The following is a 23096-nucleotide window of genomic DNA, read 5'->3' on the forward strand; positions in this document are numbered from 1 at the left end:
CCCCCTTGCTTGCGCTATTGCTGGCTGCTTGAATAGCGCGGGTAGCCGATAATACGAATATCTTCACCAACTTGCGCCACTTCTACCTCTTCCAGCGTATAAGCGTCCTGCATCAGCTCAACACCCGCCATATCGAAGAGCGCAGGCGAATCGGCGCCGCCGACAATTTTCATTCCATAGTAAAGCACCAGCTTGTTTACGAAGCCTGCTTGCAGCATCGCTCCATTAAGCTTGCCGCCGCCCTCCAGCAAAATCGAGCTGATTTCATGCTCGCCAAGCCATTGCATAGCTGCGTGAAGATCGACTTGCTCGCCAGCACCACAGCGAACGACCGTAACGCCATATTGCTGCAGCTGTTGTTCGTGATCGCGACTTGCAGCTTCGGTTGTGAGCACAATTGCCCGCTGTCCGCTATGCTGAATTACTTTGGCGCTCGCAGGCGTCCGCAGCTTGGCATCGACAATTATCGGGATTGGCTGCTTTGCTTCCACCTCGAGTCTCGTTGTCAAGGATGGATCGTCCTGCAGCAGAGTATTGACGCCAATCATAATCGCTTGATGCTGATGGCGCAGCGTGTGTACCTCAGCGCGTGCTGTAGCGCCGCTAATCCATTGCGAGCTCCCCGTTTTCGTAGCTAGCCGCCCGTCCAGAGTGGAGGCTGATTTCAAGGTTACGAAAGGCCGCTTCGTCGTAATGTAGTGATTGAATATTTCATTCAGCTTTTTGGCGCGAGCCTCAAGCACACCTACCTTCACTTCTATGCCCGCCTGCTGTAATACCTTGATGCCACTTCCCGCCACGAGCGGATTCGGGTCCAGTGCGGCTACAACGACACGGCTAATGCCGCGTTCAATAAGCAAATTTGCACAAGGAGGCGTTTTTCCGAAGTGGCTGCATGGCTCCAGCGTGACGTAAGCAGTTGCGCCTATCGTTCGTTCTCCTGCCATTTTTACAGCCTGGACCTCGGCATGCGCTTCTCCCCGCTGCAAATGCGCGCCCATTCCGACAATACTGCCATCCATCGTAATGACGCAGCCAACAACCGGATTAATTCCCGTTTGACCGATCGCTTTACTTGCCATTGAGATGGCCAAATCCATGTAGTATTCGTCATTGATCACTTCGATCACAACAAAAAACCCCCAAACGGCAAACTGCCATTCGGGGGGAGAACGTAAAAGTTTCGACAACAAACAAACATAGATCCACCTGTATTTTAAAATAAAGGCGCTATGTCACTTGTGAAATTGTGCACATATCATACACAAAATAAGCCTGCTTTATCCGTATGCGAAAAAAAGCCTACGAAGCAGCTTTGTCAAAAAATTCTCCTTCTCCCATCCAGACTTTACTGTCGGTTCTAGACTTGCACTAGATCAGCCAATTCATCGTTATCAATAAATTGGGTCACGGACTTACGTGAGAGAAGCGTTGCTGCTTCTCTCACAGATCACCGCCGGTTGGGACTTTCACCCGACCCCGAAGGAGCTTGCTTATTATTCGATTGTTATTACTTTAACATTAAACCTCGTAAACTTCAACTGTTTCCATTTGCGAGCCATTAGACAGCGCATCAACAAACTCCATGCCTTTGGCAACCTTGCCAAAAACAGTATGCTGTCCGTCCAGATGCGGCTGCGGCTGATAACAAATGTAAAACTGGCTGCCGCCAGTGTTGCGGCCAGCATGCGCCATTGCCAGCGTACCGCGCTCATGCTTGTTCGGATTGATTTCACAGTTGATTGTATAGCCTGGACCGCCAGTGCCGCGTCCTTCAGGACAACCACCCTGCGCGACAAAGCCAGGGATGACACGGTGGAAAATCAGACCATTATAAAAACCGCTGTTAGCAAGCTTTTCGAAATTGGCAACCGTGTTCGGTGCATCCTTCTCAAATAGGTCAAGTACAACCTCGCCGCCTGCAGCTAATTTAATTTTCGCTTGTTTTGCCATTCATCACATCTACCTTTCTTCTTCTGATAACATAACGTTACCAATTTCCAGCCTATTTCGCAAGTGAAGATTTTTGCAGACGCTCAGGAATTACATCATTGCATACGATATTGTCAAGCGACTCGCGTTGAACAACGAGATCTGCTTGACCATCCTTGACAAACACAACCGCTGGACGACGAATACGGTTATAGTTGCTCGCCATCGCATAGTTGTATGCGCCTGTACAGAATACAGCCAGCAAATCGCCAGTTTTAGCTTCTGGCAGCTTCAAATCCCAAATCAGCATATCGCCGCTTTCACAGCATTTGCCCGCGATTGATACGAGTTCTGTCGCTTCCTCATTAGCACGGTTAGCCAAAACCGCTTCATACTGCGATTGGTAAAGTGCAGGACGCGGATTATCTGTCATACCGCCATCAACCGCCAAATATTTGCGCACGCCAGGAATGTTTTTGCTTGTGCCTACCGTGTAAAGCGTCGTACCTGCATCGCCAACCATGCTGCGGCCTGGCTCAACCCAAATTTCAGGCCATGCATAATCTGCTGCCGTAAAGTTGGATTTGATCGCATCGGCAATCGCATTTACATATTCAGCAATCGGCAATGGAGAATCGCCTTCAACATAGCGAATGCCGAAACCGCCGCCAACATTGATGACCGAGAATAGAATGCCCAGCTCGTCGCGAATTGCAACAGCAAACTGTGTAACCTTCTCAACAGCCATGCGGAAGCCTTCTACCTCGAAAATTTGCGAGCCGATATGAGAATGAACGCCAAGCAGCTTCAAATTGGCCAGCTGGCTAGCCTGCACCACTGCCTCGCGCGCAGAGCCATTGCCAAGGTCAAAGCCGAACTTGGAGTCCTGCTGTCCAGTAGAAATATAGTCATGTGTATGCGCCTCTACGCCCGGTGTAATGCGCAGCAATACGTTCACAACATTATTTTTCTTAGCTGCAAGCTCATCCAGCATATGAAGCTCGATGAAGTTGTCCACTACGAAGCAGCCAATCCCCACTTCAAGCGCCATATTAATTTCTTCCTCGGTTTTATTGTTGCCGTGGAAGTGAATGCGCTCTGCCGGGAAGCCTGCTTGAATAGCTGTATACAGCTCGCCGTCGGAAACGACGTCAAGCGACAGGTTCTCCTGCTCGGCCAACACGCACATTGCTTTTACAGAAAAAGCTTTGCTGGCATAAGCAACCTGAAACTTCAAGCCTGTTTTAGTAAATGCATCTACATATTCGCGCGCGCGCTGACGCACAAGCGCCTCATCTACAATGTATAGTGGCGTGCCGAATTTCGCTGCCAAATCTGCAACATCTACGCCACCGATTTCCAAGTGACCGTTATCATTAATTTTACTTGTTCCGTGTAAATACATTTTCCCCTCATCTTTCCTCTATCGATATAGATAGACCCATTTTTATCATTACTAACAGTATACCTTAAATCGAAATGATGACGAAATGGATATTTTCGCAACTAGTTTGTATTTTTTAGTTTGTGCCATCATTATCCTGTTTCTGTTCATCATCGATTGGCATCCGCTCCGACTGCTGCGGCTTCATAATATTTGGTCGAGTACGATTATACAACACTGGCTTGCGAATGAGAATATTTATAGCAGATTTTAGATCAAAAGGAATGAGCGGCCACAGGTATGGGCGGTTGACAGAGCGCTCCATCGCCAGGGCGACCGTAATCACTGTCGCTGGAATGATCAAGCCTGCAAGCCCAAACGCTGTTACAGTTATAATGAGCAGCAGCCTTACGAGACGATTGGCGAGTCCGAGCTCATAGCTCGGTGTGGCGAACATGCCGACTGCCGCAACGGCCATATAAAGGATGACCTCATTGACAAATACCCCTGTCTGCACAGCGATATCGCCAATGAGAATTGCGGCGACAAGCGACATGGCCGTTGCCAGCGAGGTTGGCGTATGAACGGATGCCATCCGCATCAGGTCAACCCCGATTTCTGCTATTAAAAATTGCAGCACCAGTGGAATTGCTCCTGTTTCCTTAGGTCCGAGAAAGTTCAAAAACTCTGGCCGGTATTCCGGAAACTGCACAAACAGCAGCCAAAGCGGCAGCAGCAGCAAGGAGCTAATTATACCAAGGAACCTTACCCATCGCAAATAAGAACCAACGAGCGGCGTTTGCCTGTTTTCTTCCACATGCTGCATCAAATCGGCATAGGTTGCAGGCAGCGTCATGACACTTGGCGATGTATCGACAAAAATAGCAATTGCACCTTCCAGCAAATGAGAAGAGACGGTATCCGGACGCTCGGAATAACGGACGAGCGGGAACGGATTCCAGCCGCGCTTAATCGTTGCTTCTTCAAGCTGCTTGTCGGCAAGCGGCAAGCCGTCAATTTTGATCATTTCAATCTTGCGCTTAACCTCCTGCAGCAGCTGCTTGTCGACAATGTCGTCGATATAAGCGATACAGACATCGGTTTTCGTCCGCGCCCCTACGCGTAGCAGCTCATAGCGCAGCTTCGGGTCCTTCAATCTGCGCCGCACGAGCGACACATTTACCATCAAAGTCTCATTAAAGCCGTCTCTGGAGCCGCGAACGACCTTTTCCAGTGAAGGCTCCTCCAGACCGCGAGCCGGGAAGTTGCGCACCTCTATCGCCAGCGCAACAGGCTCCCCGTCTACGAACAAGGCGCATTCTCCGCCCATAACCGATGCCAGAATCAAGTGCCAATCATCTTCCTTACGCACCTGCGCAGATGGAATATAATATGTAAAGAAGCTTTCCAACGCATCTGCTGCAATCTGATGCGCCTGCAAAAACGACAGCCGCTTCAGCACCTCCAGCATAATGGACGAATTAACAAGCCCGCTCATAGACAGCATCGCAATCCGCGTATGGCCAATCTTCATTTCTCTGACCGCAATATCAAAGCTTGTTTTATAGCCGATATCTGCCTCAAGCCGCTGCAAAATTTCATCGAGCGAGGTAGGAATCGGCTCCTTGGGCGCAGTTTGCATCTGATCCTTCTGCTGCCCTTGCTTTTGCTGGCTCCCTTGCTGCTTTTCCTGATCCCCCTGCTCTCCTGCCTGCCCCTTCTCTGGAGAAAGCCAAACGCCCTTCTCGACAATATTGCGGTAGCCAGAGCGGCTAGGGTCAAGCTCCTGCTCTTCAATAGACTGTGAAGACAGCTGCGATGGATGAAATGATGAATGCCCCTCCGTTGGTTGCTGTTGATCCTGATCCTTCATCATGAACACCTCTCCTCTTTTATAAACATTTCTGGCCTACCATTGGAACAATAGCCAGTCAACAAGCGAGCCCGTTAACTTTCCCAGCACCATGGCCATCATCAAAGCGACCATCGCTGCCGAAAGCCGCAAGCGCTTGGCCAATATCGGCAGCACATTCATAACCTCGGTCAGCGCCGCTGCCAGCATGCCGACAAACATACCGTTGAATAAGCCTGACAGCGTACTGGTTGCAACATAAGGCAGCTTGATGCCGAGGTCGAAAAAATCAGCAACCGTAAAATATAGCGCCCCGCTAATGACAGCAGCCTCGAATACAAAGGACAGGTGGTAGGCATTTGAAAGCTGGGCAAGTCTGGGAATCAAGTCAAATATGACGAGCAAGGCGACAAAGCTCGTACCGACGACGATCCCGCCAGCTAGCGCTAAGAACACGGTAGTCGCGACTAAAGCTGCATTAATCATAGCCCTCCTCCCCTACAGATTGCCGCTCCCGCTTGCCTCGATTGCGAATTTCCTCTGCAATAACGTAGGTATTTACATTTTCCTGGTACATAAACATTTCCACTTCCAACGGATTGGGCTCTTCATTGAATTTCTTTTTGAAAATATGATTGAAAAAGAGCACCATGCCAGCCCCAACACCTATCGAATACGGAATTTGGAACCAAAGCGGATGATCGACATGCTCCCCTGTAATAAGCTCTACGATACGGATATGAGTATCCTTCATATTGACATCGGCGTGGAAATTCATAAGCGTCAAGCCAGAGCCGCAAAACAGCAGCAGCCAGCAAATAACGAGCAGCAAATAGCGCGGCTTGCCAACCCGTTCAGAAATCATCACCAGTATTTGCGGATCGCCGTATACTTCAATCTGGGCATGCTGCCAGCGCCGCTTGATTAAATCGATAATTTGCAGCAAATCAATGACACAGCGGTTGCCATCCTGCTGTCGATGCTTGTATACCACCATATTTTTCAATTGCCGCTCAATCGTTTTATCCTCTACTAAAACATGGGCGGCATCGCTAAGCTTCACTTCCTGAAACTTGCCTATACTGATTCGCTTCTTAAGGCGAAGGTAGATAGAGGTCGATGGAACAGCCATAGGCACTCCTCCTCTAAAATGTGGATAACCTCATCTTAGTATGAGCAAAGCCTGGATTTTTATCCTCTCGCTGGCAGGACGAAAACAAAAAGGAAAGAAAAAAACACCCCAATTGCCAGATCAACTCTAACAATTGGGGGACGGTACAGCCAGCAATCGAGCTCTCTAAGCCAACACAATAAAGCACACCAATGCTGTCTGCCATTTCGAATTGGATCATTGCGATACAGGAGTTATCGCTAAACGAACTTGTCTTACAGCTACACTATCAAGATTCTCAGAATGAACCCCGGTAGAAACCGTAAAACTCAGCTTAGTGCTTTGACTTTGAGTAAAGGTTCCCCAAGCAGTGAATACTAAAAAGCCCCCATTCCAAGTAGAATCTATATAAAATGTTTGGTAGTATAGATTAAGACCATCCAAACCGTAAAATTGAATCTGAGTAGTCCATGGACCACTATAGCTGTTTTTAGGAGACGGGTCGAAATAACAAAATAGCTCTGCTTTATACTTTTGCCCTTCCACCAGATCACTTGCAAAGGACTGATCAAACACAGTCTGCGGAGTATCATAGCCCTGCGTTAAATCTATTGTGTAATCAGGAAACGTGTAGGTTTTGCCGAACCCGGCCGTTCCGGTTGGACCCTGCGGGCCCGTTGGCCCAGTCTCTCCCTGCGAACCTTGCGGACCCGTATCTCCCTGCGAACCTTGTGGACCCGTATCTCCCTGCGGACCTTGTGGACCCGTATCTCCCTGCGGACCTTGTGGACCCGTATCTCCCTGCGAACCTTGTGGACCCGTATCTCCCTGCGGACCTTGTGGACCTGTATCTCCCTGTGGACCTTGTGGACCTGTATCTCCCTGCGGACCCGTTGGGCCGGTGTTACCTGGTGCTCCTGTCGGACCGATTGGACCTGGCGCTCCTGCGCCTGTCGGACCCGTTGGGCCGGTGTTACCTGGTACTCCTGTCGGACCGGTTGGCCCTGGCGCTCCTGCGCCTGTCGGACCCGTTGGGCCGGTCGCTCCGTTATAACCATTCTGTCCATTTAAGCCACTTTGTCCAGTAGGACCCGTTGGACCGGTAGGGCCTGTTGGACCAGCTTCCTGCAAGTTCAGTACATGTTGTTCTTCGCTTGACATACAAACCATTCTCCTTTACTTCTATTGAGCTCTCAGCATTAGCCGAGGCGAATAACCTGACGTACCAATTCCATGCTCGGTTCGCTGCATGCGCAGGGCATGTCCGTAATACATGCCTACACGCAACATTCATTGGAATGGTAATTATTATCAATATGAGCGATGATAAAATTAAGTGTGGGACAAACACCCTTCAACGCTAAAATGTACGTATTTGCCGTCTTACCGTAAGTTATTTCTACATGGTTATTCACAATTCTTACACTGCAAAATTTCCTGAACAACAACAAAAAGGCAAGTCGATTATGGCCGTGTTGGACCATAATCGACTTGCTCCTTTTAAAGGGTATATTGTTTCTTCAATACTTATTTTTACTGCTCTGTTTGTCGTACGGTTAGTAAATTTCCATTTACATCATATTCATAATAAACGATGCGTAAAAATAAATAGTTTTTTTCATGACTTGTCGTTTTTATATCATAACTGTAAAATTTAATGCGATAAAAACTACACTTAAGATAATATTAATCAGCTTCGTTATTAATCGCGAGGATTTATTGTGATTCATGGTAAATTGTAGGTGTGGGGTTAAAAAATTCCAAAACAGTCATCGGGACAACCTCTTTAAGTCATAATTTATCATTTGAAAAAGAAAGGAGAATTGTGTGAATCATTCAAAAAACCTTAATTTATTTAATGGAGGAGTGTGCATTAATGAAAGCGATTAAGTTTCCAAGATTACTATTTTTATTTTCAATTTCAATTATTTCATTTGTTATAGCAACGACAGCAATAGCAGATACTTTCAATCTTAACTGGTCTCATGTTACGAATAAAACGGTACAATTGAAAACAAGTAATACTTATCTTACTGGTGACTGGGGCAATCGTTATTCTGTTGGAATTTCAAATTGGAATTCAAGTACTGCTCGTGTAAATATAACAACTACAGCATTTTCATCTTCAACAGTTGACATGTACTCAGTTGACAAAGACACTTGGAAGAGGAATGGCTGGGGAAGTTGGTATGGTTGGGCACAATTATTTAGTGGTGGAAGTGCATGTAATACAAACGCAGGCGATCCAGACCTTTTATGTACTAGTGCTGATTATGCAGGTGTGTACTTTAGTGAGGAGTATTACCCTACTGGAAATAACGCACAAGCTTCAGGAACTATTACTCACGAGCTTGGTCACGTTGCAGGATTAAAACATACAACGTCAAGTTCTACTTCAGTTATGCATCTGCAGGGTAATGCAAAAAGAACTAATACGGTAACTACTTATGATGCAGGTCAAATAAATGGTAAGTATTAGATAAAAGGATGTGATGAGCTAATGAGTCTATATATCAAAAAAATTTATCCTATCTTGTTAAGTATACTTGTTGGTGTTAGCGCTGCGTTTATTGTATATTCTTTTCAATCAAAGCAAGAGGATCAAGCGCACCATTTCGGTTCAGAGATCCCAACAACTGATTTAGAAGAATATATGTATTTTGTAGATGCAGTTGTAGTCGGTAAGGTAATTGAACAAAAGGAAACATATATCCAAGATTCTGGATTGCCTACTAAAGTACCTTTTGAATTTCCAGTCACACCAGCAATAATTCAAGTTTCGGAGGTCATTGATGGTGAGATTGTTGAAAAAGAGATAAAATTATTACAACATGGAAATGAGAAGGACTCTTCATTAGTGTCAATAGGCGAAGAGTATGTCTTTTTACTTCAAAAGCATCCGGAAGAAGGATATTGGCCACTTAATGGAAATGCAGGTAAGTTTCAAGTAGTGAACGACCAAATAGTGACCTCTAAGTCAGATAAATTATCAACTTTAATGAAATCAGATAATCATTTAGGTGTAAACGACTTTAAAGAACAAATTTCAGAAGCTGCAAAGAATAGAAAAAAACCAGAAGCCTTAAGATAATATATGTATCAATAATCTTAAAAGACCTTAATTCAATCAAAATGTTGATTTAAGGTCTTTTATTTATATACCCAAAATGGCTAGATATTTGTTGAAAGCCCTATAGTACTCGCTGTTGTCAAGCATTAGCCGAGAAAAAGAAAACATGGCATAAAAAGTTTTGCTGTTAAGTCGAAACAGATATGACTACAGACTTATTGAAAAGTTGAACAAGTGAATGACGATCCCTTCATTGAAACGGAAGAAAGTAGCAATTGCTATTTAAATTCTAGAAAAGGTTAAAAAATTGTGCTGTAGGAATTTTTCATAACCAGCATATGTACACTAGTTTAGTGAACACCAACTGCCTTGTTGCATGTAGCGTAGAATGATCAATTGAACGCTAATACATTTATCTGTGTACTATAGATTAAACATATCTAGAAACGACGACGTTGCTTTACATACTTTTCACAATGTATTCTTATACTGAAATTTAAGGAACGTTGAAACATAATACATCTATTTAACGTTTTTTATAATATAAGGGGGCGAGATGATGAGGATTAAATATATTCTAATAGGGCTTTTGAGTTTGATTTTTACAATAATGATGGTAGGTTGTGGAAATGAAAACAAACGAAGTGATACATCAAAAAATTTAACCTTGAATGAGGTCAAAGAAGCTGTTAAAAAGAGTAATTTAGAGTTACTCCCCAATGATCTCTTAGATTATGCGCGCTTAATTTTAAATGGGGAAGAGCCTACATCATTTAGGATCGGAAGACCAATGGCGGATTCAATTTTTAAGGAATTACTAACTGTATATATATATAACTCTAAAGAAGACCAAGAAGCTGGACGATTAGAGTTAGAGAAAATGAACTTAAATGAACACGAGGTAATTGTTTATAGTTACAATAATGTTCTCATGTTGTATTGGGTCGATATTAATGCAAATCAGAAAGAATTATTTGACAGTGATTTAAAAAATTCAGTAAAATTATTAATGGAACTTTAGATTGCAATAATAAAGATCTGTATTTATTACAGATCTTTATTATTTTTATAAAGATCGTTTATCGCATAATAAAAATGCCAGAATTTGTTCTGAGCAAGCTTCTTTAATAGCTTTTTGCATGCACGCCCCTTTACTTTCCACCTGAGACTTCCCAATTGATCCGTATCGAACCTTTTAAATGATCACCAGTTACGACAATTCGATATGTTCCACCTTCCTCTGAACGAAACGACAACTGATCAGCACCTGCTTCTCTCATTGCAACCCTGGGATGACCATCTGTTCGGATATGGTAGCCGTGACCACCACCATTTTTATTTAATACTGAAACGCTAAAGGTAAGAGTTTCTCCTCTTTCAACCTCAATAGGAATTTCATGCTTACCATTAAAGTATCCGAAGCTGGCTTCGTAAGTTGAATCTGTTCTTGTCTCTTGCCAACCCTTCTTTTCTGTAAAATCAATGGTTGAAATAATCATAATAGCAAGCGGAATCACAAAAGCAAATCCATATTTAAAAAGGCGATTTTGATGTGACAAGATGGTTCCACCGTAAAATAACAAAGCACACAACGCACCGACGATACCCGCTACGACAGTGTAAACGTTAATTCCCTGAATAAAAAAGAAGGAAAAACCCGCCAAAACGTACAAGACAACTTTCAACCTTCCAATTATTCTAGGAAAGCGAAATGCTAGCAAGTCTATAACAAAGGAACAAATGACACCGTAAACATAAAGTATGATCCAAAGAAGAGGATAGGATAAATACTCTGAAAATTCATACATGTCATAGCTTGAAGAATGCAAAATATATAGCGCGCACAAAGAAAAGGCAAATCCAGCACCGGACAACTTTCCAATTACGAAGCCAGACCATCTCCAGATTCGATCGGACTTTTTCATGTCTTCCCTCCCCGTTAATTACCAAATTCTATCTCCATAGATTATATTATCATTTATGCTGAGCAAATTTGTAATTTTATACAGAAAAAAGAGGACTTGTCCAGAAAGTCAGCAAACTGACGATCTGAATAAGCCCTCTTCTTGTATAAGCGACATACGTTCTTTTCACGAACTTGCGTTGACCACTGCTGTCTTTCCTACAAAGCAATCTGGTCCTTGATCAGCTTCAATATTTTTTTCTCAAGACGCGACACCTGTACCTGGGAAATCCCCAGGCGACTGGCCACCTCGGACTGCGTCTTGTCTCTAAAATAGCGCAAATAGACAATTGTGCGCTCTCGCTCGCTCAAGCCTTCAATCGCTTCAGCAAGCGCCATTTTGTCAAACCAATTTTCCTGCGATTCATCGGCAATTTGATCCATTAGCGTGATTGGATCTCCGTCATTCTCAAACACAGTCTCATGAATGGAAGTTGGAGGCTTGTTGGCCTCTTGCGCGAAGATGACATCCTCTGGTGTAATTCCTAATCGCTCAGCTACCTCAGAAATCGTTGGCAAACGTCCCATCGTTTTCGATAGCTCATCCTTCATTTTGCGAACCTTGTTAGCCATCTCCTTAAGTGAACGGCTAACCTTAATCGTCCCATCATCACGAAGAAAGCGTTGAATTTCGCCGATAATCATCGGTACCGCATAAGTAGAAAATTTCACGTCATAGCTTAAATCGAATTTATCTACCGACTTCAATAGCCCAATGCAGCCAATCTGAAATAAATCCTCAGGCTCGTAGCCGCGATTCATAAAGCGCTGTACGACTGACCAAACGAGCCGAATATTAGAATTGACGAGCCGATCTCTTGCGCTCATATCGCCTGCCTGCGACAGTGCAATCAAGCGTTTAACCTCAGCGTCGTCCAGATAAGGCTGGGCTGATTGCTTCATATCCACATTCATGAGGTTCAACCCCTATGCCCTAGTTAAAGAGCGCTTTTTTTGATGCAATGCGCTTCATCATCGTAATTCTTGTACCGCCGCCAAGCGTGCTGCTGACTTCGAAATGATCCATGAAATTTTCCATAATGGTAAAGCCCATCCCTGATCGTTCCTCATCAGGCTTCGTTGTAAACAACGGTGTGCGAGCCAGCTCTGTATCCTCAATGCCAGCGCCATGATCGATTATTTCGATCGTAATCTTTCCGTCCTCGGCTATCCCGTTCATTAGAATTTCCTTGGTCGGATCACTGTCATAGGCATGAATGATACAGTTCGTAACCGCTTCTGAAACAACGGTTTTCAAATCCTCCAGCTCCTCTAGCGTCGGATCAAGATATGCAACAAAGCTGGCCACAACCATTCTGGCAAAACTTTCATTGCAGGATTGCGCACTAAAGGTTAAAGAAAACTTATTAATGACGCTCATGATACCACCTCCAGGCTTGAAAGCGCACTGTTTTCATCGTCATGCCGTTCGATAATTTTGAACAAGCCTGACAGCTCGAGCAAGCGATTGACTGAACGATTTGCATTGCAAATGATCAGCTTCCCGCCTTTTGCCTTTACCTGCTTGTACCGCCCTAATATGACGCCGATACCGGAGCTGTCCATGAAGGTCAGCTCCTGCATGTCCATAACGAGATGCTTTACATTATCCTTCATCATCGCTTCTTCAATCAGGGTTCGTACTCGATCAGCACTGTGATGGTCCAGTTCGCCGCTTAAACGGACAATTATAGCATTTTGATTGCGCTCAATATTCGCTATCACACTCACGACTCGCTCAGCTCCTCTTTGTTTGGTTGGTGTCAAAGCAATAGCTGCATAAGATGATAGAGTAAGGATTCAACAGCGAAATTGATATTTCCTGCCCGTTGACAAAACTAGAAGAAAAGCGTCAAAACTATATAAAAATTTTAGTGAAACAAGCTTTTTGTCGAGCGCTTCAGCAATCTCCACCAGTTGCTGCGATCAATCGTAGCCGGAGACAGCAGCTCATATTCCTTAACGAGCGAGTCGCCTTGATAAATCATAAGCTTGCCGATTGGCTGCCCTTCAATAACCGGCGCCTTGATCGATTCATCCATATCAAGCACATAGTGAATCTGATCGGTGTTGCTGCCACGCTTAACAAGCACGCTATACGGCTGCGGCGCAACGATGTCAAGCTTGCGCTCCATCCCTTTTTCAATCTCGAGCGAACCGATTACCTCGCCTTTATTAATAAGCGGGTAATTCATATATTGGGCAAATGAGTAATCGAGCATTTGCGTAACTTCCGCATTGCGGATCTTGGTGGACGGCGCCCCCATCACAACCGCAATTACACGCATGCCATCCCGCATAGCGGAAGCTGACAAGCAATATTTTGCTTCGCTTGTATAGCCTGTTTTAATACCGTCGGCACCATCATAAAAACGAACCAGCTTGTTCGTATTGACAAGCCAAAACGGCTTTTCTGTATCCTTGCGCAAATAATCCTGGTATTTTCCAGTGAAGGAACGAATTAAATCATATTTCATCAGCTCTCGCGACATAACCGCAATATCATAAGCGCTGGAATAATGATTTTCTACAGGAAGCCCGTTGGAATTCATAAAATGAGTATTTTTCAAGCCCAGTTGCTTGGCGCGTTCGTTCATCATCGCAACGAACTGCTCCTCCGTGCCGGCAAGCTTTTCTGCCAGCGCTACAGAAGCATCATTGCCCGACGCCATCGCCACTCCCTTTAGCATTTCCTCGACGGTCATCTGCTCGCCTACTTCAAGGAAAATTTGAGACCCGCCCATCGAGGCAGCTCTTTCGCTAGTCGATACCATATCGGACAGCTTAAGCTTGCCCTGGTCAACTGCTTCCATAACGAGCAGCATCGTCATAATTTTCGTAATCGAAGCCGGCGGCAATTTTTGATGGCTATTCTTTTCGAAGATAACCGTACCGCTATCGGCATCCATCACAATCGCTGAAACTGCGCTATTTGCTAGTGCCGGCCCAGCATTGCCCTTATTTTCTGCGGCATTAGGCGTATTGGATTCCTCGGCCATAACCGTTTGCGCGCTAGCAAACTGAATGAGCAACATACTGATGACTAACATTGTAACTGTAAATTTCTTCAACTAATGTCCCTCCTAAACTTCTCAAGCTGGTTCATTATGAATAGTCTCTCTTATTCTTACTTATTTATTATTGACGTGCTCATCGTTTTTTATTCCATAGTTTGGTCGTATTAGGGTTAAACAGGAAATTGCTTAAGCTGCACAGTAACTAGTCATTGCAGCAGGTTTCGTCTTCTCCCATATGGCCAGAGCGATTCCTTTTTGTCGATATATATTTTTCATTGTACTTGGACACATCGCCCCATAGGGCGGTACGTCCTGCCAACGGCATGCCCGCTTCTTTTAGCGCTTCCAGCTTTCGCGGGTTATTTGTAAGCAAGGTTACCGGCTTTGTGCGCAACGCCTTCAATACTTGAATGGCATCAGAATAGTTTCTCGAGTCATCGACAAAGCCAAGCGCTTCGTTCGCTTCTACCGTATCATAGCCATTCTCCTGGAGGACATAAGCCATCGCTTTGCTGAACAAGCCGATTCCGCGTCCTTCATGATTGGCTAAGTAAAACAGCGCACCATCGCCGTGGTCGACAATTTTCTGCATCGATTGCTTAAGCTGAAAGCCGCAATCACAGCGCTTGCTGCCGAAAATATCTCCAGTATGGCATATCGAATGAAAGCGCACGAGAGCGTCATCAGCATGTGCAAAATCCCCGTAAGCGAGCACGCTCGACTGTTGAAATTCAGCCAGCGTCAACGACGACAGCTTTTCAATAATTCGTTCATAATCCTCCGTTACCTCATCGCAATTCAGCCAGCAGTACCATTGAAAGATAACGATGTTATCATATAAATTGACCGGCAGCTGAATAGGCCCTACTAAATAAATCGCTCCTTTTGCAGTGCGTATCAGTTCTATTTTCTTTTCGAGCAGCGCAACCGCCTTTGCTTCGAGTTTAAGTTGTGTCATTAGCAAATCCTCCTTTGTATCAGTGTGCGATTTGCCAATTGGTTTTATGTGCATAGCAAAAAGGCGTCCAGAAAGTCAGTTAAACCTGACCATCCGGACGCCCTGCTTCTTGCCTATGCAGCACTTCGTTTTCGAATGCTTACTCCTTCGCTGTTGCCGTCTACTCCAACAATCGCTGCACGCCAGCCTTCGTTACAATGGCTTGCAGCAGCGGTCGCACAGCTGGAGCTTGCTCTGCTATGGCAAATGCGGATAGCGTCATCTGCACAGCTTCATGCTGTGGATCAAGCTCAGCATTGGCATGCATAATAGCAAGCACATCACCTTGCGACACCTTTTCTCCAACCTTTTTGCCAAGAACAATGCCAACCGAATGATCGATTGCATCCTCCTTGGTCGCGCGGCCAGCGCCCAGCTTCATCGCCGCCAAGCCTAGCGTTTGGGCGGCAATTGCTGAAACATAGCCATCACGTTCACATTTCACCTCATAAGTGAATGCAGCTTGCGGCAGCCGTTCAGGCTCGTCCACAACCGCTGCATCGCCACCTTGAGCTGCAATGAGCTGACGAAGCTTCTCAAGCGCCTCGCCGCTTTGCAATGCGCGCTCAACGAGCAGTCTTGCCTCGTCTGGATCTGCAGCCTTTTTACCCAGCACGACCAAATGCGCAGCCAGCGTCAAGCATAGCTCTGTCAAATCAACAGGTCCATTACCCTTTAACGTCGCAATGACCTCATTAATCTCCAGCGCATTGCCGATTGCATAGCCTAGCGGTTGATCCATGTCGCTAATGATAGCGGCTGTTTCCCGGCCTGTCTCAGTACCGATTGAGACCATCGCCTGGGCCAGCTCGATGCTGTCCTCTAGCGTCTTCATAAATGCACCATTTCCCGTCTTCACATCAAGCACAATTGCATCTGCACCAGCTGCAATTTTCTTGCTCATAATAGAGCTTGAAATGAGAGGAATCGATTCTACTGTCGCTGTTACATCGCGTAATGCATACAGCTTTTTGTCTGCAGGAGCCAAATCCCCGCTCTGACCAATTAAGGAGACACCAATTGAATTCACTTGCTCGACAAATTGCTTCTGAGTCAGCTCAGTATGAAATCCTTCGATCGATTCAAGCTTATCAATCGTACCTCCAGTATGTCCAAGTCCGCGACCCGACATTTTTGCCACTGGTACTCCGACTGCTGCAACAATCGGAGCGATAATAAGACTTGTTTTATCGCCGACACCACCTGTCGAATGCTTGTCCACTTTAATGCCCTGGATCGCAGATAAATCGACCTGATCTCCTGACTTGGCCATCGCCAGCGTCAGCGCAGCTACTTCCTTGTCCGTCATGCCATTAAAATAGACGGCCATGGTCCATGCCGACATCTGATAGTCAGGTATTTCACCCTTGCAATATCGTTCAATCCACTCGTGAATTTCTTGAGCGGAATGCTCTTTCCCATCGCGCTTCTGTTGAATGAAATCTACGGCTCTCATCGTTTCCTCCAGTTTGTGCTTATGAGTGATTAGGTGAAGGCTTACAGCGCATATTCGTACAGCGGCATCTTTTTCTTCATGTACTGTGCTCGTAGTACATGCTCGTCCAATAGCTGACTAATCGCAATGACGTCCTTGTGCAAAAGACTGCCTTTTTGCGCTGCTGTCATCTCCATTTGCTTGCGTAACATCTCGATTTTCATATTCAGTTGACTGTCCATTTCCTTCAATAACCATCCTCACCTATCAAATTACAAAACACCCTAGATTAAGGACATTATACGACGACTAACGGTACGAAGGTTGTCACATTAGGGCAGCTAATCTGTGAACATTCTGTGACAAAAACATTATATTTTGGCGATTAATGACGTTACAAGCTCTAAAAATTGATTTTTTACCCGATCTGTCGTTTCCATAACCTCTTCATGCGACAAAGGCTGATCCAAAATGCCCGCCGCCATATTGCTAATGCAGGAAATCCCTATAACCTCAATGCCGCTGTGGCGAGCTGCAATAACTTCTGCAACGGTGCTCATCCCTACTGCATCTGCACCTAAAATTCGCAGCATGCGAATTTCCGCAGGCGTTTCATAGGAAGGTCCCAGCAGTCCTGCATATACGCCTTCTACCAGCTCGATGCCTTTTTCAGCAGCAACCGTTTTGGCTACCGCTCTCAAGCGTTTGCTGTATGCCTCCGACATATCCGGGAAACGTGCGCCAAGCGCAGCATCATTAGCCCCGATCAGCGGATTTTTCCCTGTCAAATTCAAATGGTCGGAAATAAGCATCAAGTTGCCTGCAGCAAACTTTTCATTGATGCCGCCTGCAGCATTCGTTACAACTAAAGCCTGTACGCCCAACGCCTTCATGACACGAACTGGAAAGGCAGTCGTTTCAGGTCCATATCCTTCATACATATGAAAGCGACCTCGCATTAGCACTACTTGTCGGCCAGACAGCGTGCCAATCATTAGCTCGCCGGCATGTCCTTCAACCGTTGATACAGGAAAATGAGGAATTTGCTCATACGGAATAATAATCGGATTCTCAATATGGTCGCCGAGAACTCCCAGACCTGAGCCGAGAATCAATCCAATCTCCGGCTTGATGCTCAGCTTCTGCTCGATATATTGCGCTGCTTCTTTAATTTGCTTGCTTTGACTCATAGTTCTCCTCCTAAGTATGTAATGAAACGGCTTCAGCCCTACTGCAATAGATGTAAAAAGCTTGTCCCCGTTGGCGGAGCCGCAACTTCAAAATTTTGTGCAATCGTCGCACCCAGATCAGCAAATGTTGCTCGAGTTTCCAAATGTGCTGGCGCCTGGAATGCCGGGCTATAAACGAGCAGCGGAACATATTCTCTCGTATGATCTGTCCCTGGATGCGTTGGATCATTGCCGTGGTCGGCAGTAATAATGAGCAGATCCTGCTCGCCAATTCGCTCCAGCAGCGCTGGAACTGCTTGATCGAACTGCTCAAGCGCCTGGCCGTAGCCAATCGGGTCGCGGCGATGGCCATACAACGAATCGAAATCTACAAGATTCGTAAACAACAAGCCCTTGAAATTCGTATCGAGCAGCGCAATCGTTTTTTCAATACCGTCAGCATTGCTTTTCGTCGGATTAGATTGATTAATGCCTTCGCCATCAAAAATATCGTATATTTTCCCGACAGAAATCGTATCGAGCCCTGCGTCCTGCAGCGCATTCAACACCGTTGGCTGAGGCGGCTTCACGGCATAATCATGGCGATTCGGCGTCCGCGTAAAGCTGCCTGGCTGCCCAACGTAAGGACGAGCAATTACTCGTCCAACCGAGAAGCGTTCCTCCATCGTAAGCTCTCTGGCAATTTGACAAGCCTTGTACAGCTCTTCAAGCGGAATGATCTCCTCATGCGCAGCGATTTGGAAGACGCTGTCAGCACTCGTATAAACAATCCATGCACCCGTTTCCATTTGCTGCTCGCCTAATTCCTCAATAATAGCTGTACCACTCGCCGCTTTATTGCCAATTACCTTCCGACCCGTGCGCTGCTCAAACGCCTCAAGCAGCTCCTGTGGAAATCCATCTGGAAAAGTTTGAAACGGCTTCTCAATTTTCAGCCCCATCAGCTCCCAATGGCCCGTCATCGTATCCTTGCCAACAGACACCTCTGCCATTTTTCCATAATACGCTTTGGCTGGCGCAGCCTCATCCGGCTGCCAGTTATGGATTGGCGCGATGCGATCCAGACCAAGCGCCCGCAAATGAGGGAGCTGCATGCTGTATTCCCTGGCAATATGCCCCAGCGTATGACTGCCTGCATCGCCAAACTCCGCTGCATCCGGCAGCTCGCCAATCCCGACACTATCCAACACGATTACTGCTACACGATTAAACTTCATAACAGGCTGCTCCTTTATTATCAAAATTAAATTCATCCTCAGCGCTACGGAGTAAAGCATCCTCCAGTCGCTTTTTAAATCGCAATGCTCTTATTTGAATATTTATAGGTTGTATTACGATGTTAAAGGCGACACACTCCGTTTTTCAGCGCTCCGGAGCAATGCATCCTCAAGTCGCTTTTTAAATCGCAATGCTCTTATTTGAATATTTATAGGTTGTATTACGATGTTAAAGGCGACACACTCCGTTTTTCGGTATGCATTGCTCCTTCGCTGTAGCTTTTTTTATGGCAGGACCAAGAAGCTTGGACGCTAGTATAAAGCGAGGAGCGCAGCGTAGCACAAGCTACGTGAGCACCTAAATGTTTCCGCAGGAAACATACCTCGGAAGCATAATCTTTCGCTAGCGTTCAAGATTCGCTGTAGACTAAGCTACAGCGCAATCGCATCGTCATCAAAGTCCAGCTTTTAAACAACATCTTCCAATCGTGGTTTAAAAAGTTCGGAGTTCAGTACCGAGAAGATGGCCGGATACTAGAAAGCGAGGAGCGCAGCGAAGGCATAAGCTACGTGAGCACCGCAGCTTTCGGTAGCCTGCCATATTCGATGCCGACTATGCTGCAACGCTAAGCTTCGTAATCAACTTCGGACTTTTTAAACTACCTCTTCCTTTTATTTAAGCGCGGGGGTGTGCGTTTTTATACGCGTCCTTCATCGCTTTTCTCGGTAAATTCGCATACTTCATCGTTGTTAAAATATCTACATGGCCAAGCAGCTCCTGTACTGCGTGCACGTCTGCTCCATTTTGCAGCAAATGGGCAGCTACGGAATGGCGCAGTGTATGGGGTGTCAGTTCTTCCTCGATCCCCGCTTCGCTACCGTATTTTTTCAGCAGCTTCCAGAAGCCTTGACGAGTCATGCGCGTGCCTAAATGGTTTAAAAACAGCACCTCTGGCGTGGTTCGTTCTGTAGCAAGCTGCTCTCTGCCCTTGCTCAAGTACGCTTCCACAGCTTGCTTGGCGTAGCTGCCGAATGGAACGATGCGCTCCTTGCCGCTTGGACTGATGCATTGCAAAAAGCCAAGCGATAAGTGAACCTGCTCGATATTGAGCGCAACTAGCTCAGAAACGCGAATGCCTGTTGCGTAAAGCAGCTCTAGCATCGCCTTATCACGCAAACCACTTGCGCTTGAGGTGTCTGGCGCATTCAGCAAATTTTCTGTCGTTTCTTGCGTAATCGTACGAGGCGGCTGCTTTTTTTGCTTGGGGGACTCAAGATAAATGGTAGGGTCATACGAGATATGATCCTGCAGCATTAAATAATGAAACAATGCGCGAATCGACACAATATGGCGAGCAATGGTGGAAGGCTTGAGCTCCGCTTCCTTTAAAGTATTTACATATTTCAGCAAATGATGCTTATGTACGCCGCTCCATCTCGTAACCGCCTGATCCTCGAGATACCCGAAAAACTTCAACAAATCACGCTCATAGGACTGATAGGAATTGACGGAAAGCTTTCGCTCATGCTTCAAAACATTTAAATATTCGTAAAACTGCTCGTGCATCCTGCCACTCCTTACTGCTTACTGCTTATTGCTGCCATGCTCCCAAATTTTATTCACCATAACGAAAAAACCAAATCAGTCGATCCGGTATGCTGTACTGTTCAAGAGTGCTGCCGCTATGAAACACTTTGACAGCATCTCCGCTTGGCATATCATATGGCGAACCAAAGCTGAAAAGGCTATGCAGCCACTGATAGGCTGCTGTCACTACAACTAATAATACAACAAAAAGCAAAAAAAACAGAAAGCGCCCTACCAATTCCTTCATCGCTGGCATTTGAAAGCCTCCTTCTTTGCACATGTTACTAGACCATATGTTGTCCACATGCAAATTATGATGCTTGGCACGCCCAGGCGCTAAGAAAAAAGGCCTGCAATCCCATTAGGTGGAAAAGCAGGGCCTGTTATGATTTCTGATCGTTCTTTTCACGGCAGTTTTTGCATATGCCATGAAAATCGAGCCGATGATCCAGTGTTTCAAATCCAAATTGCGCTTGCAAGCGTTCTTCAAGCGGAAGCAGCCAATCATCCTTAATTTCGCTTACGACGCCGCATTGCACACAGATTAAATGATGATGATGGTGATGATTCGTATCGCCACGCAGATCATATCTTGCTACACCATCGCCAAAATTCAGCTTTTCAACAATATGTAGATCTGTTAGCAATTCCAAGGTGCGATACACAGTTGCCAGTCCAATTTCTGGGGCAATCTCCTTCACCATCAGGAAAACATCTTCTGCGCTAAGGTGATCTTCCTCGTTCTCAAGCAAGATCCGTAGTGTCGCCTCACGCTGCGGAGTTAACTTGTAGCCCTGAGCTTGAAGCTGCTGTTTAATTTTATCAATTTGGGCTTCCATTAATGTCCTCCTACCTACATCTCCTACTAGGGATATGTTCAAAAATCTCGCTTTTTGAACATCTTCTAAAATATGTTTTCATTATATTAGCTTTTTCAGGTAGAAGTCAAACGTTATTGCAAGATTTAACCGACCATTGCTGGTCTGGCAGCGATCATAATGACGAGCCGCCTGCGGCGTACCAATTTAACAGCAGCGGCGACACATAGACCTCTACTAACGCCGCACAAGCGAGCAGCAGCAGCATCGCCATCGCGATGGTTGAGAAGCTGATAAGCTGCTCCGACATAACGCCACCCTGCTTGCGTATGCGCTGATTGAACAAAAAACCGGCAAACGACAATGCAGCTCCGCTTAACACAATAATAGCGGGCAGCGTAATCATATTATGCGGCGCAATCGTAAACAGACTGAGCCATATCCCTTCGCTGCCGAATGCTTGTACGAGCATATAAATGGAGCTGCCCAGCAGAAAGCCCTTCATAAAAACAAGCACGACGATGAAAGGTATGCCGATCATCGAAATGCCGAGCACAATCAACGCTGCAGCCCACTTTACATGCTTGAAAAAGGTGTCCCAGAAAAGCATCGATTGATCGACCGCGGCGGGCTGGTTCATCCAAGCCACGTAGCTGACCAGCCCCTGATTCAGCTCCTCCTGCTGCGCAGCTGGCAAAGCCTGCAGAAAAATGCTGCCGCATATTGCCCCCGCAAGCATGACGATCGCCAAGTAAATCCACTTACTCCACTGATTTTGCATTGCACTCGCTCCTTGTAATCTAGCTTCTTCTTTACTACTATGCTAGATTGATAGAGCTTATGCATGGCGAAGTAATATTTGCAGCAGCCGCAGGCAGGCACGCAATTCGTACTTGTCATTCAAAACGATTCATGCACAAATGATTATTGCAGCTTGCCTGTAGCCTGCAGCAGCTTCCAGGCGTATACAGCAAGCAGCGTTTTTGCATCGCTGATCTGGCCTGAGGCAATATAGCGGTCTGCTTCCTCCAGCGTAATCAGCCTTACGATGACATCCTCGTCCTCATCCAAATGCTGTTCGCCTGCTGTAACTTGATCGGTAAAGTAGACGTACAGCAGCTCGTCCGCAAAGCCTGGTGAAGTATAAAACTTTTGCAGCAGCTGGACAAAATGGGCCACATAGCCCGTCTCCTCCGCCAGCTCGCGAACAGCAGCAAGCTGCGGCTCTTCATTCGGGTCAAGCTTGCCGGCAGGAATTTCAATTTGTGTTTTGCCGAGCGGCTTGCGATATTGCTCAACGACAATAAGCTTGCCTTCATGCAAAGCAATGACCGCAGCGGCACCAGGATGACGTACTATTTCGCGCGTTGCTGTTCTGCCGTCAGGCAGCTCAATTGTATCGACTTGGAGCTCGATTATTTTCCCTTTAAAGATATGCTCTGTTGCTAACGTAGGCTCATGCCAAATTTTCTCACTGCGCTTTTCCATATAAAATTCTCCTCCAATTCGTTACTGCATTAAA

General features: G+C 45.9%; 25 protein-coding genes and 1 riboswitch. Of the genes, 3 read left to right on the top strand and 22 right to left on the bottom strand.

Going from position 1 to position 23096, the window contains the following annotated elements; all coding sequences use genetic code 11:
• Window positions 1-14: 14 nt before the first annotated feature.
• The 7 genes from ribD to KJS52_RS27640 all read right to left on the bottom strand — a co-directional run bounded on the left by ribD (window position 15) and on the right by KJS52_RS27640 (window position 7440).
• On the bottom strand, window positions 15-1130 hold the full coding sequence (ribD, locus tag KJS52_RS04135; RefSeq protein ID WP_306433564.1) for a bifunctional diaminohydroxyphosphoribosylaminopyrimidine deaminase/5-amino-6-(5-phosphoribosylamino)uracil reductase RibD: 1116 nt from the start codon (window positions 1128-1130) through the stop codon (window positions 15-17).
• A 195-nt stretch (window positions 1131-1325) separates the two neighbouring features.
• Window positions 1326-1491, bottom strand: a riboswitch (FMN riboswitch).
• 30 nt (window positions 1492-1521) lie between these two features.
• Window positions 1522-1953, bottom strand: coding sequence for a peptidylprolyl isomerase (locus tag KJS52_RS04140; protein WP_213513398.1), 432 nt, complete (start codon window positions 1951-1953; stop codon window positions 1522-1524).
• A 52-nt stretch (window positions 1954-2005) separates the two neighbouring features.
• On the bottom strand, window positions 2006-3337 hold the full coding sequence (lysA, locus tag KJS52_RS04145) for a diaminopimelate decarboxylase (RefSeq protein ID WP_213513399.1): 1332 nt from the start codon (window positions 3335-3337) through the stop codon (window positions 2006-2008).
• 115 nt (window positions 3338-3452) lie between these two features.
• Window positions 3453-5192: a spore germination protein gene (locus KJS52_RS04150; RefSeq protein ID WP_213513401.1), complete on the bottom strand. Its 1740-nt coding sequence runs from the start codon at window positions 5190-5192 to the stop codon at window positions 3453-3455.
• A 33-nt stretch (window positions 5193-5225) separates the two neighbouring features.
• Entirely contained in the window at window positions 5226-5654 is a 429-nt protein-coding gene (locus KJS52_RS04155) for a stage V sporulation protein AB (RefSeq protein WP_213513402.1), read from the bottom strand.
• A complete protein-coding gene (locus tag KJS52_RS04160) occupies window positions 5647-6300 on the bottom strand; it encodes a stage V sporulation protein AA (protein WP_213513404.1) in 654 nt (217 codons plus the stop codon). The genes KJS52_RS04155 and KJS52_RS04160 overlap by 8 nt, the downstream gene beginning before the upstream one ends.
• Window positions 6301-6516: 216 nt before the next feature.
• The gene (locus tag KJS52_RS27640; protein ID WP_213513406.1) at window positions 6517-7440 is read right to left on the bottom strand and encodes a collagen-like domain-containing protein; all 924 of its coding nucleotides are present in this window, start codon (window positions 7438-7440) and stop codon (window positions 6517-6519) included.
• Window positions 7441-8155: 715 nt separating this feature from the next.
• Between KJS52_RS27640 and KJS52_RS04170 the strand changes: the two genes are divergently transcribed.
• The 3 genes from KJS52_RS04170 to KJS52_RS04180 all read left to right on the top strand — a co-directional run bounded on the left by KJS52_RS04170 (window position 8156) and on the right by KJS52_RS04180 (window position 10370).
• Window positions 8156-8758, top strand: a complete 603-nt coding sequence (locus KJS52_RS04170) for a zinc metalloprotease (RefSeq protein WP_213513407.1) — start codon at window positions 8156-8158, stop codon at window positions 8756-8758.
• 21 nt (window positions 8759-8779) lie between these two features.
• Window positions 8780-9370, top strand: a complete 591-nt coding sequence (locus KJS52_RS04175; protein ID WP_213513408.1) for a hypothetical protein — start codon at window positions 8780-8782, stop codon at window positions 9368-9370.
• Window positions 9371-9908: 538 nt separating this feature from the next.
• Entirely contained in the window at window positions 9909-10370 is a 462-nt protein-coding gene (locus KJS52_RS04180; RefSeq protein WP_213513409.1) for a hypothetical protein, read from the top strand.
• Between the two features lie 130 nt (window positions 10371-10500).
• On the opposite strand, the gene KJS52_RS04185 is transcribed toward KJS52_RS04180, so the two are convergent.
• The 15 genes from KJS52_RS04185 to KJS52_RS04255 all read right to left on the bottom strand — a co-directional run bounded on the left by KJS52_RS04185 (window position 10501) and on the right by KJS52_RS04255 (window position 23062).
• Window positions 10501-11274, bottom strand: coding sequence for a hypothetical protein (locus KJS52_RS04185; RefSeq protein ID WP_213513411.1), 774 nt, complete (start codon window positions 11272-11274; stop codon window positions 10501-10503).
• Window positions 11275-11471: 197 nt separating this feature from the next.
• Entirely contained in the window at window positions 11472-12227 is a 756-nt protein-coding gene (sigF, locus tag KJS52_RS04190; protein ID WP_213513412.1) for an RNA polymerase sporulation sigma factor SigF, read from the bottom strand.
• 19 nt (window positions 12228-12246) lie between these two features.
• The gene (spoIIAB, locus tag KJS52_RS04195; protein ID WP_213513413.1) at window positions 12247-12693 is read right to left on the bottom strand and encodes an anti-sigma F factor; all 447 of its coding nucleotides are present in this window, start codon (window positions 12691-12693) and stop codon (window positions 12247-12249) included.
• Complete coding sequence (gene spoIIAA, locus KJS52_RS04200) at window positions 12690-13043, bottom strand: anti-sigma F factor antagonist (protein ID WP_213513415.1); 354 nt, start codon at window positions 13041-13043, stop codon at window positions 12690-12692. The genes spoIIAB and spoIIAA overlap by 4 nt, the downstream gene beginning before the upstream one ends.
• Before the next feature lie 140 nt (window positions 13044-13183).
• Window positions 13184-14362 (bottom strand): D-alanyl-D-alanine carboxypeptidase family protein, encoded by a 1179-nt coding sequence (locus KJS52_RS04205; protein ID WP_213513809.1) that lies wholly within the window; start codon window positions 14360-14362, stop codon window positions 13184-13186.
• A 169-nt stretch (window positions 14363-14531) separates the two neighbouring features.
• Window positions 14532-15287 (bottom strand): GTP cyclohydrolase II, encoded by a 756-nt coding sequence (locus tag KJS52_RS04210; RefSeq protein ID WP_213513417.1) that lies wholly within the window; start codon window positions 15285-15287, stop codon window positions 14532-14534.
• A 160-nt stretch (window positions 15288-15447) separates the two neighbouring features.
• Window positions 15448-16782 carry a pyrimidine-nucleoside phosphorylase gene (locus KJS52_RS04215; RefSeq protein WP_213513419.1) on the bottom strand — a complete coding sequence of 445 codons (1335 nt, stop codon included), beginning with the start codon at window positions 16780-16782 and terminating at the stop codon, window positions 15448-15450.
• Window positions 16783-16823: 41 nt separating this feature from the next.
• Complete coding sequence (locus KJS52_RS04220) at window positions 16824-17003, bottom strand: aspartyl-phosphate phosphatase Spo0E family protein (RefSeq protein ID WP_213513420.1); 180 nt, start codon at window positions 17001-17003, stop codon at window positions 16824-16826.
• Between the two features lie 129 nt (window positions 17004-17132).
• Window positions 17133-17951 (bottom strand): purine-nucleoside phosphorylase, encoded by an 819-nt coding sequence (locus KJS52_RS04225; RefSeq protein WP_213513422.1) that lies wholly within the window; start codon window positions 17949-17951, stop codon window positions 17133-17135.
• A gap of 38 nt (window positions 17952-17989) precedes the next feature.
• The gene (locus KJS52_RS04230; RefSeq protein WP_213513810.1) at window positions 17990-19168 is read right to left on the bottom strand and encodes a phosphopentomutase; all 1179 of its coding nucleotides are present in this window, start codon (window positions 19166-19168) and stop codon (window positions 17990-17992) included.
• A gap of 676 nt (window positions 19169-19844) precedes the next feature.
• A complete protein-coding gene (locus KJS52_RS04235) occupies window positions 19845-20735 on the bottom strand; it encodes a site-specific tyrosine recombinase (protein ID WP_213513424.1) in 891 nt (296 codons plus the stop codon).
• Window positions 20736-20784: 49 nt separating this feature from the next.
• A complete protein-coding gene (locus KJS52_RS04240; RefSeq protein WP_213513426.1) occupies window positions 20785-21012 on the bottom strand; it encodes a DUF4227 family protein in 228 nt (75 codons plus the stop codon).
• A 127-nt stretch (window positions 21013-21139) separates the two neighbouring features.
• Window positions 21140-21595: a ferric iron uptake transcriptional regulator gene (fur, locus tag KJS52_RS04245; RefSeq protein ID WP_213513428.1), complete on the bottom strand. Its 456-nt coding sequence runs from the start codon at window positions 21593-21595 to the stop codon at window positions 21140-21142.
• A 154-nt stretch (window positions 21596-21749) separates the two neighbouring features.
• Complete coding sequence (gene spoIIM, locus KJS52_RS04250) at window positions 21750-22355, bottom strand: stage II sporulation protein M (protein ID WP_213513429.1); 606 nt, start codon at window positions 22353-22355, stop codon at window positions 21750-21752.
• Window positions 22356-22498: 143 nt separating this feature from the next.
• On the bottom strand, window positions 22499-23062 hold the full coding sequence (locus tag KJS52_RS04255) for an NUDIX hydrolase (RefSeq protein WP_213513431.1): 564 nt from the start codon (window positions 23060-23062) through the stop codon (window positions 22499-22501).
• Between the last annotated feature and the right edge of the window lie 34 nt (window positions 23063-23096).

This window comes from Paenibacillus montaniterrae, from assembly GCF_018403185.1.
GTDB lineage: Bacteria > Bacillota > Bacilli > Paenibacillales > Paenibacillaceae > Pristimantibacillus > Pristimantibacillus montaniterrae.

Excerpts from the sequence above, each read along its gene's own strand:
- KJS52_RS27640 (WP_213513406.1), bottom strand. The coding sequence starts at position 7,440 with ATGTCAAGCGAAGAACAACATGTACTGAACTTGCAGGAAGCTGGTCCA.
- KJS52_RS04185 (WP_213513411.1), bottom strand. The coding sequence starts at position 11,274 with ATGAAAAAGTCCGATCGAATCTGGAGATGGTCTGGCTTCGTAATTGGA.
- KJS52_RS04175 (WP_213513408.1), top strand. The coding sequence starts at position 8,780 with ATGAGTCTATATATCAAAAAAATTTATCCTATCTTGTTAAGTATACTT.
- KJS52_RS04215 (WP_213513419.1), bottom strand. The coding sequence starts at position 16,782 with ATGAGAGCCGTAGATTTCATTCAACAGAAGCGCGATGGGAAAGAGCAT.
- KJS52_RS04140 (WP_213513398.1), bottom strand. The coding sequence starts at position 1,953 with ATGGCAAAACAAGCGAAAATTAAATTAGCTGCAGGCGGCGAGGTTGTA.
- KJS52_RS04205 (WP_213513809.1), bottom strand. The coding sequence starts at position 14,362 with ATGTTAGTCATCAGTATGTTGCTCATTCAGTTTGCTAGCGCGCAAACG.
- KJS52_RS04155 (WP_213513402.1), bottom strand. The coding sequence starts at position 5,654 with ATGATTAATGCAGCTTTAGTCGCGACTACCGTGTTCTTAGCGCTAGCT.
- KJS52_RS04235 (WP_213513424.1), bottom strand. The coding sequence starts at position 20,735 with ATGCACGAGCAGTTTTACGAATATTTAAATGTTTTGAAGCATGAGCGA.
- fur (WP_213513428.1), bottom strand. The coding sequence starts at position 21,595 with ATGGAAGCCCAAATTGATAAAATTAAACAGCAGCTTCAAGCTCAGGGC.
- KJS52_RS04180 (WP_213513409.1), top strand. The coding sequence starts at position 9,909 with ATGAGGATTAAATATATTCTAATAGGGCTTTTGAGTTTGATTTTTACA.
- KJS52_RS04170 (WP_213513407.1), top strand. The coding sequence starts at position 8,156 with ATGAAAGCGATTAAGTTTCCAAGATTACTATTTTTATTTTCAATTTCA.
- KJS52_RS04225 (WP_213513422.1), bottom strand. The coding sequence starts at position 17,951 with ATGAGTCAAAGCAAGCAAATTAAAGAAGCAGCGCAATATATCGAGCAG.
- KJS52_RS04220 (WP_213513420.1), bottom strand. The coding sequence starts at position 17,003 with ATGGACAGTCAACTGAATATGAAAATCGAGATGTTACGCAAGCAAATG.
- lysA (WP_213513399.1), bottom strand. The coding sequence starts at position 3,337 with ATGTATTTACACGGAACAAGTAAAATTAATGATAACGGTCACTTGGAA.
- KJS52_RS04160 (WP_213513404.1), bottom strand. The coding sequence starts at position 6,300 with ATGGCTGTTCCATCGACCTCTATCTACCTTCGCCTTAAGAAGCGAATC.
- KJS52_RS04210 (WP_213513417.1), bottom strand. The coding sequence starts at position 15,287 with ATGACACAACTTAAACTCGAAGCAAAGGCGGTTGCGCTGCTCGAAAAG.
- KJS52_RS04150 (WP_213513401.1), bottom strand. The coding sequence starts at position 5,192 with ATGATGAAGGATCAGGATCAACAGCAACCAACGGAGGGGCATTCATCA.
- spoIIAB (WP_213513413.1), bottom strand. The coding sequence starts at position 12,693 with ATGAGCGTCATTAATAAGTTTTCTTTAACCTTTAGTGCGCAATCCTGC.
- KJS52_RS04255 (WP_213513431.1), bottom strand. The coding sequence starts at position 23,062 with ATGGAAAAGCGCAGTGAGAAAATTTGGCATGAGCCTACGTTAGCAACA.
- spoIIM (WP_213513429.1), bottom strand. The coding sequence starts at position 22,355 with ATGCAAAATCAGTGGAGTAAGTGGATTTACTTGGCGATCGTCATGCTT.
- KJS52_RS04230 (WP_213513810.1), bottom strand. The coding sequence starts at position 19,168 with ATGAAGTTTAATCGTGTAGCAGTAATCGTGTTGGATAGTGTCGGGATT.
- sigF (WP_213513412.1), bottom strand. The coding sequence starts at position 12,227 with ATGAATGTGGATATGAAGCAATCAGCCCAGCCTTATCTGGACGACGCT.
- KJS52_RS04240 (WP_213513426.1), bottom strand. The coding sequence starts at position 21,012 with ATGCCAGCGATGAAGGAATTGGTAGGGCGCTTTCTGTTTTTTTTGCTT.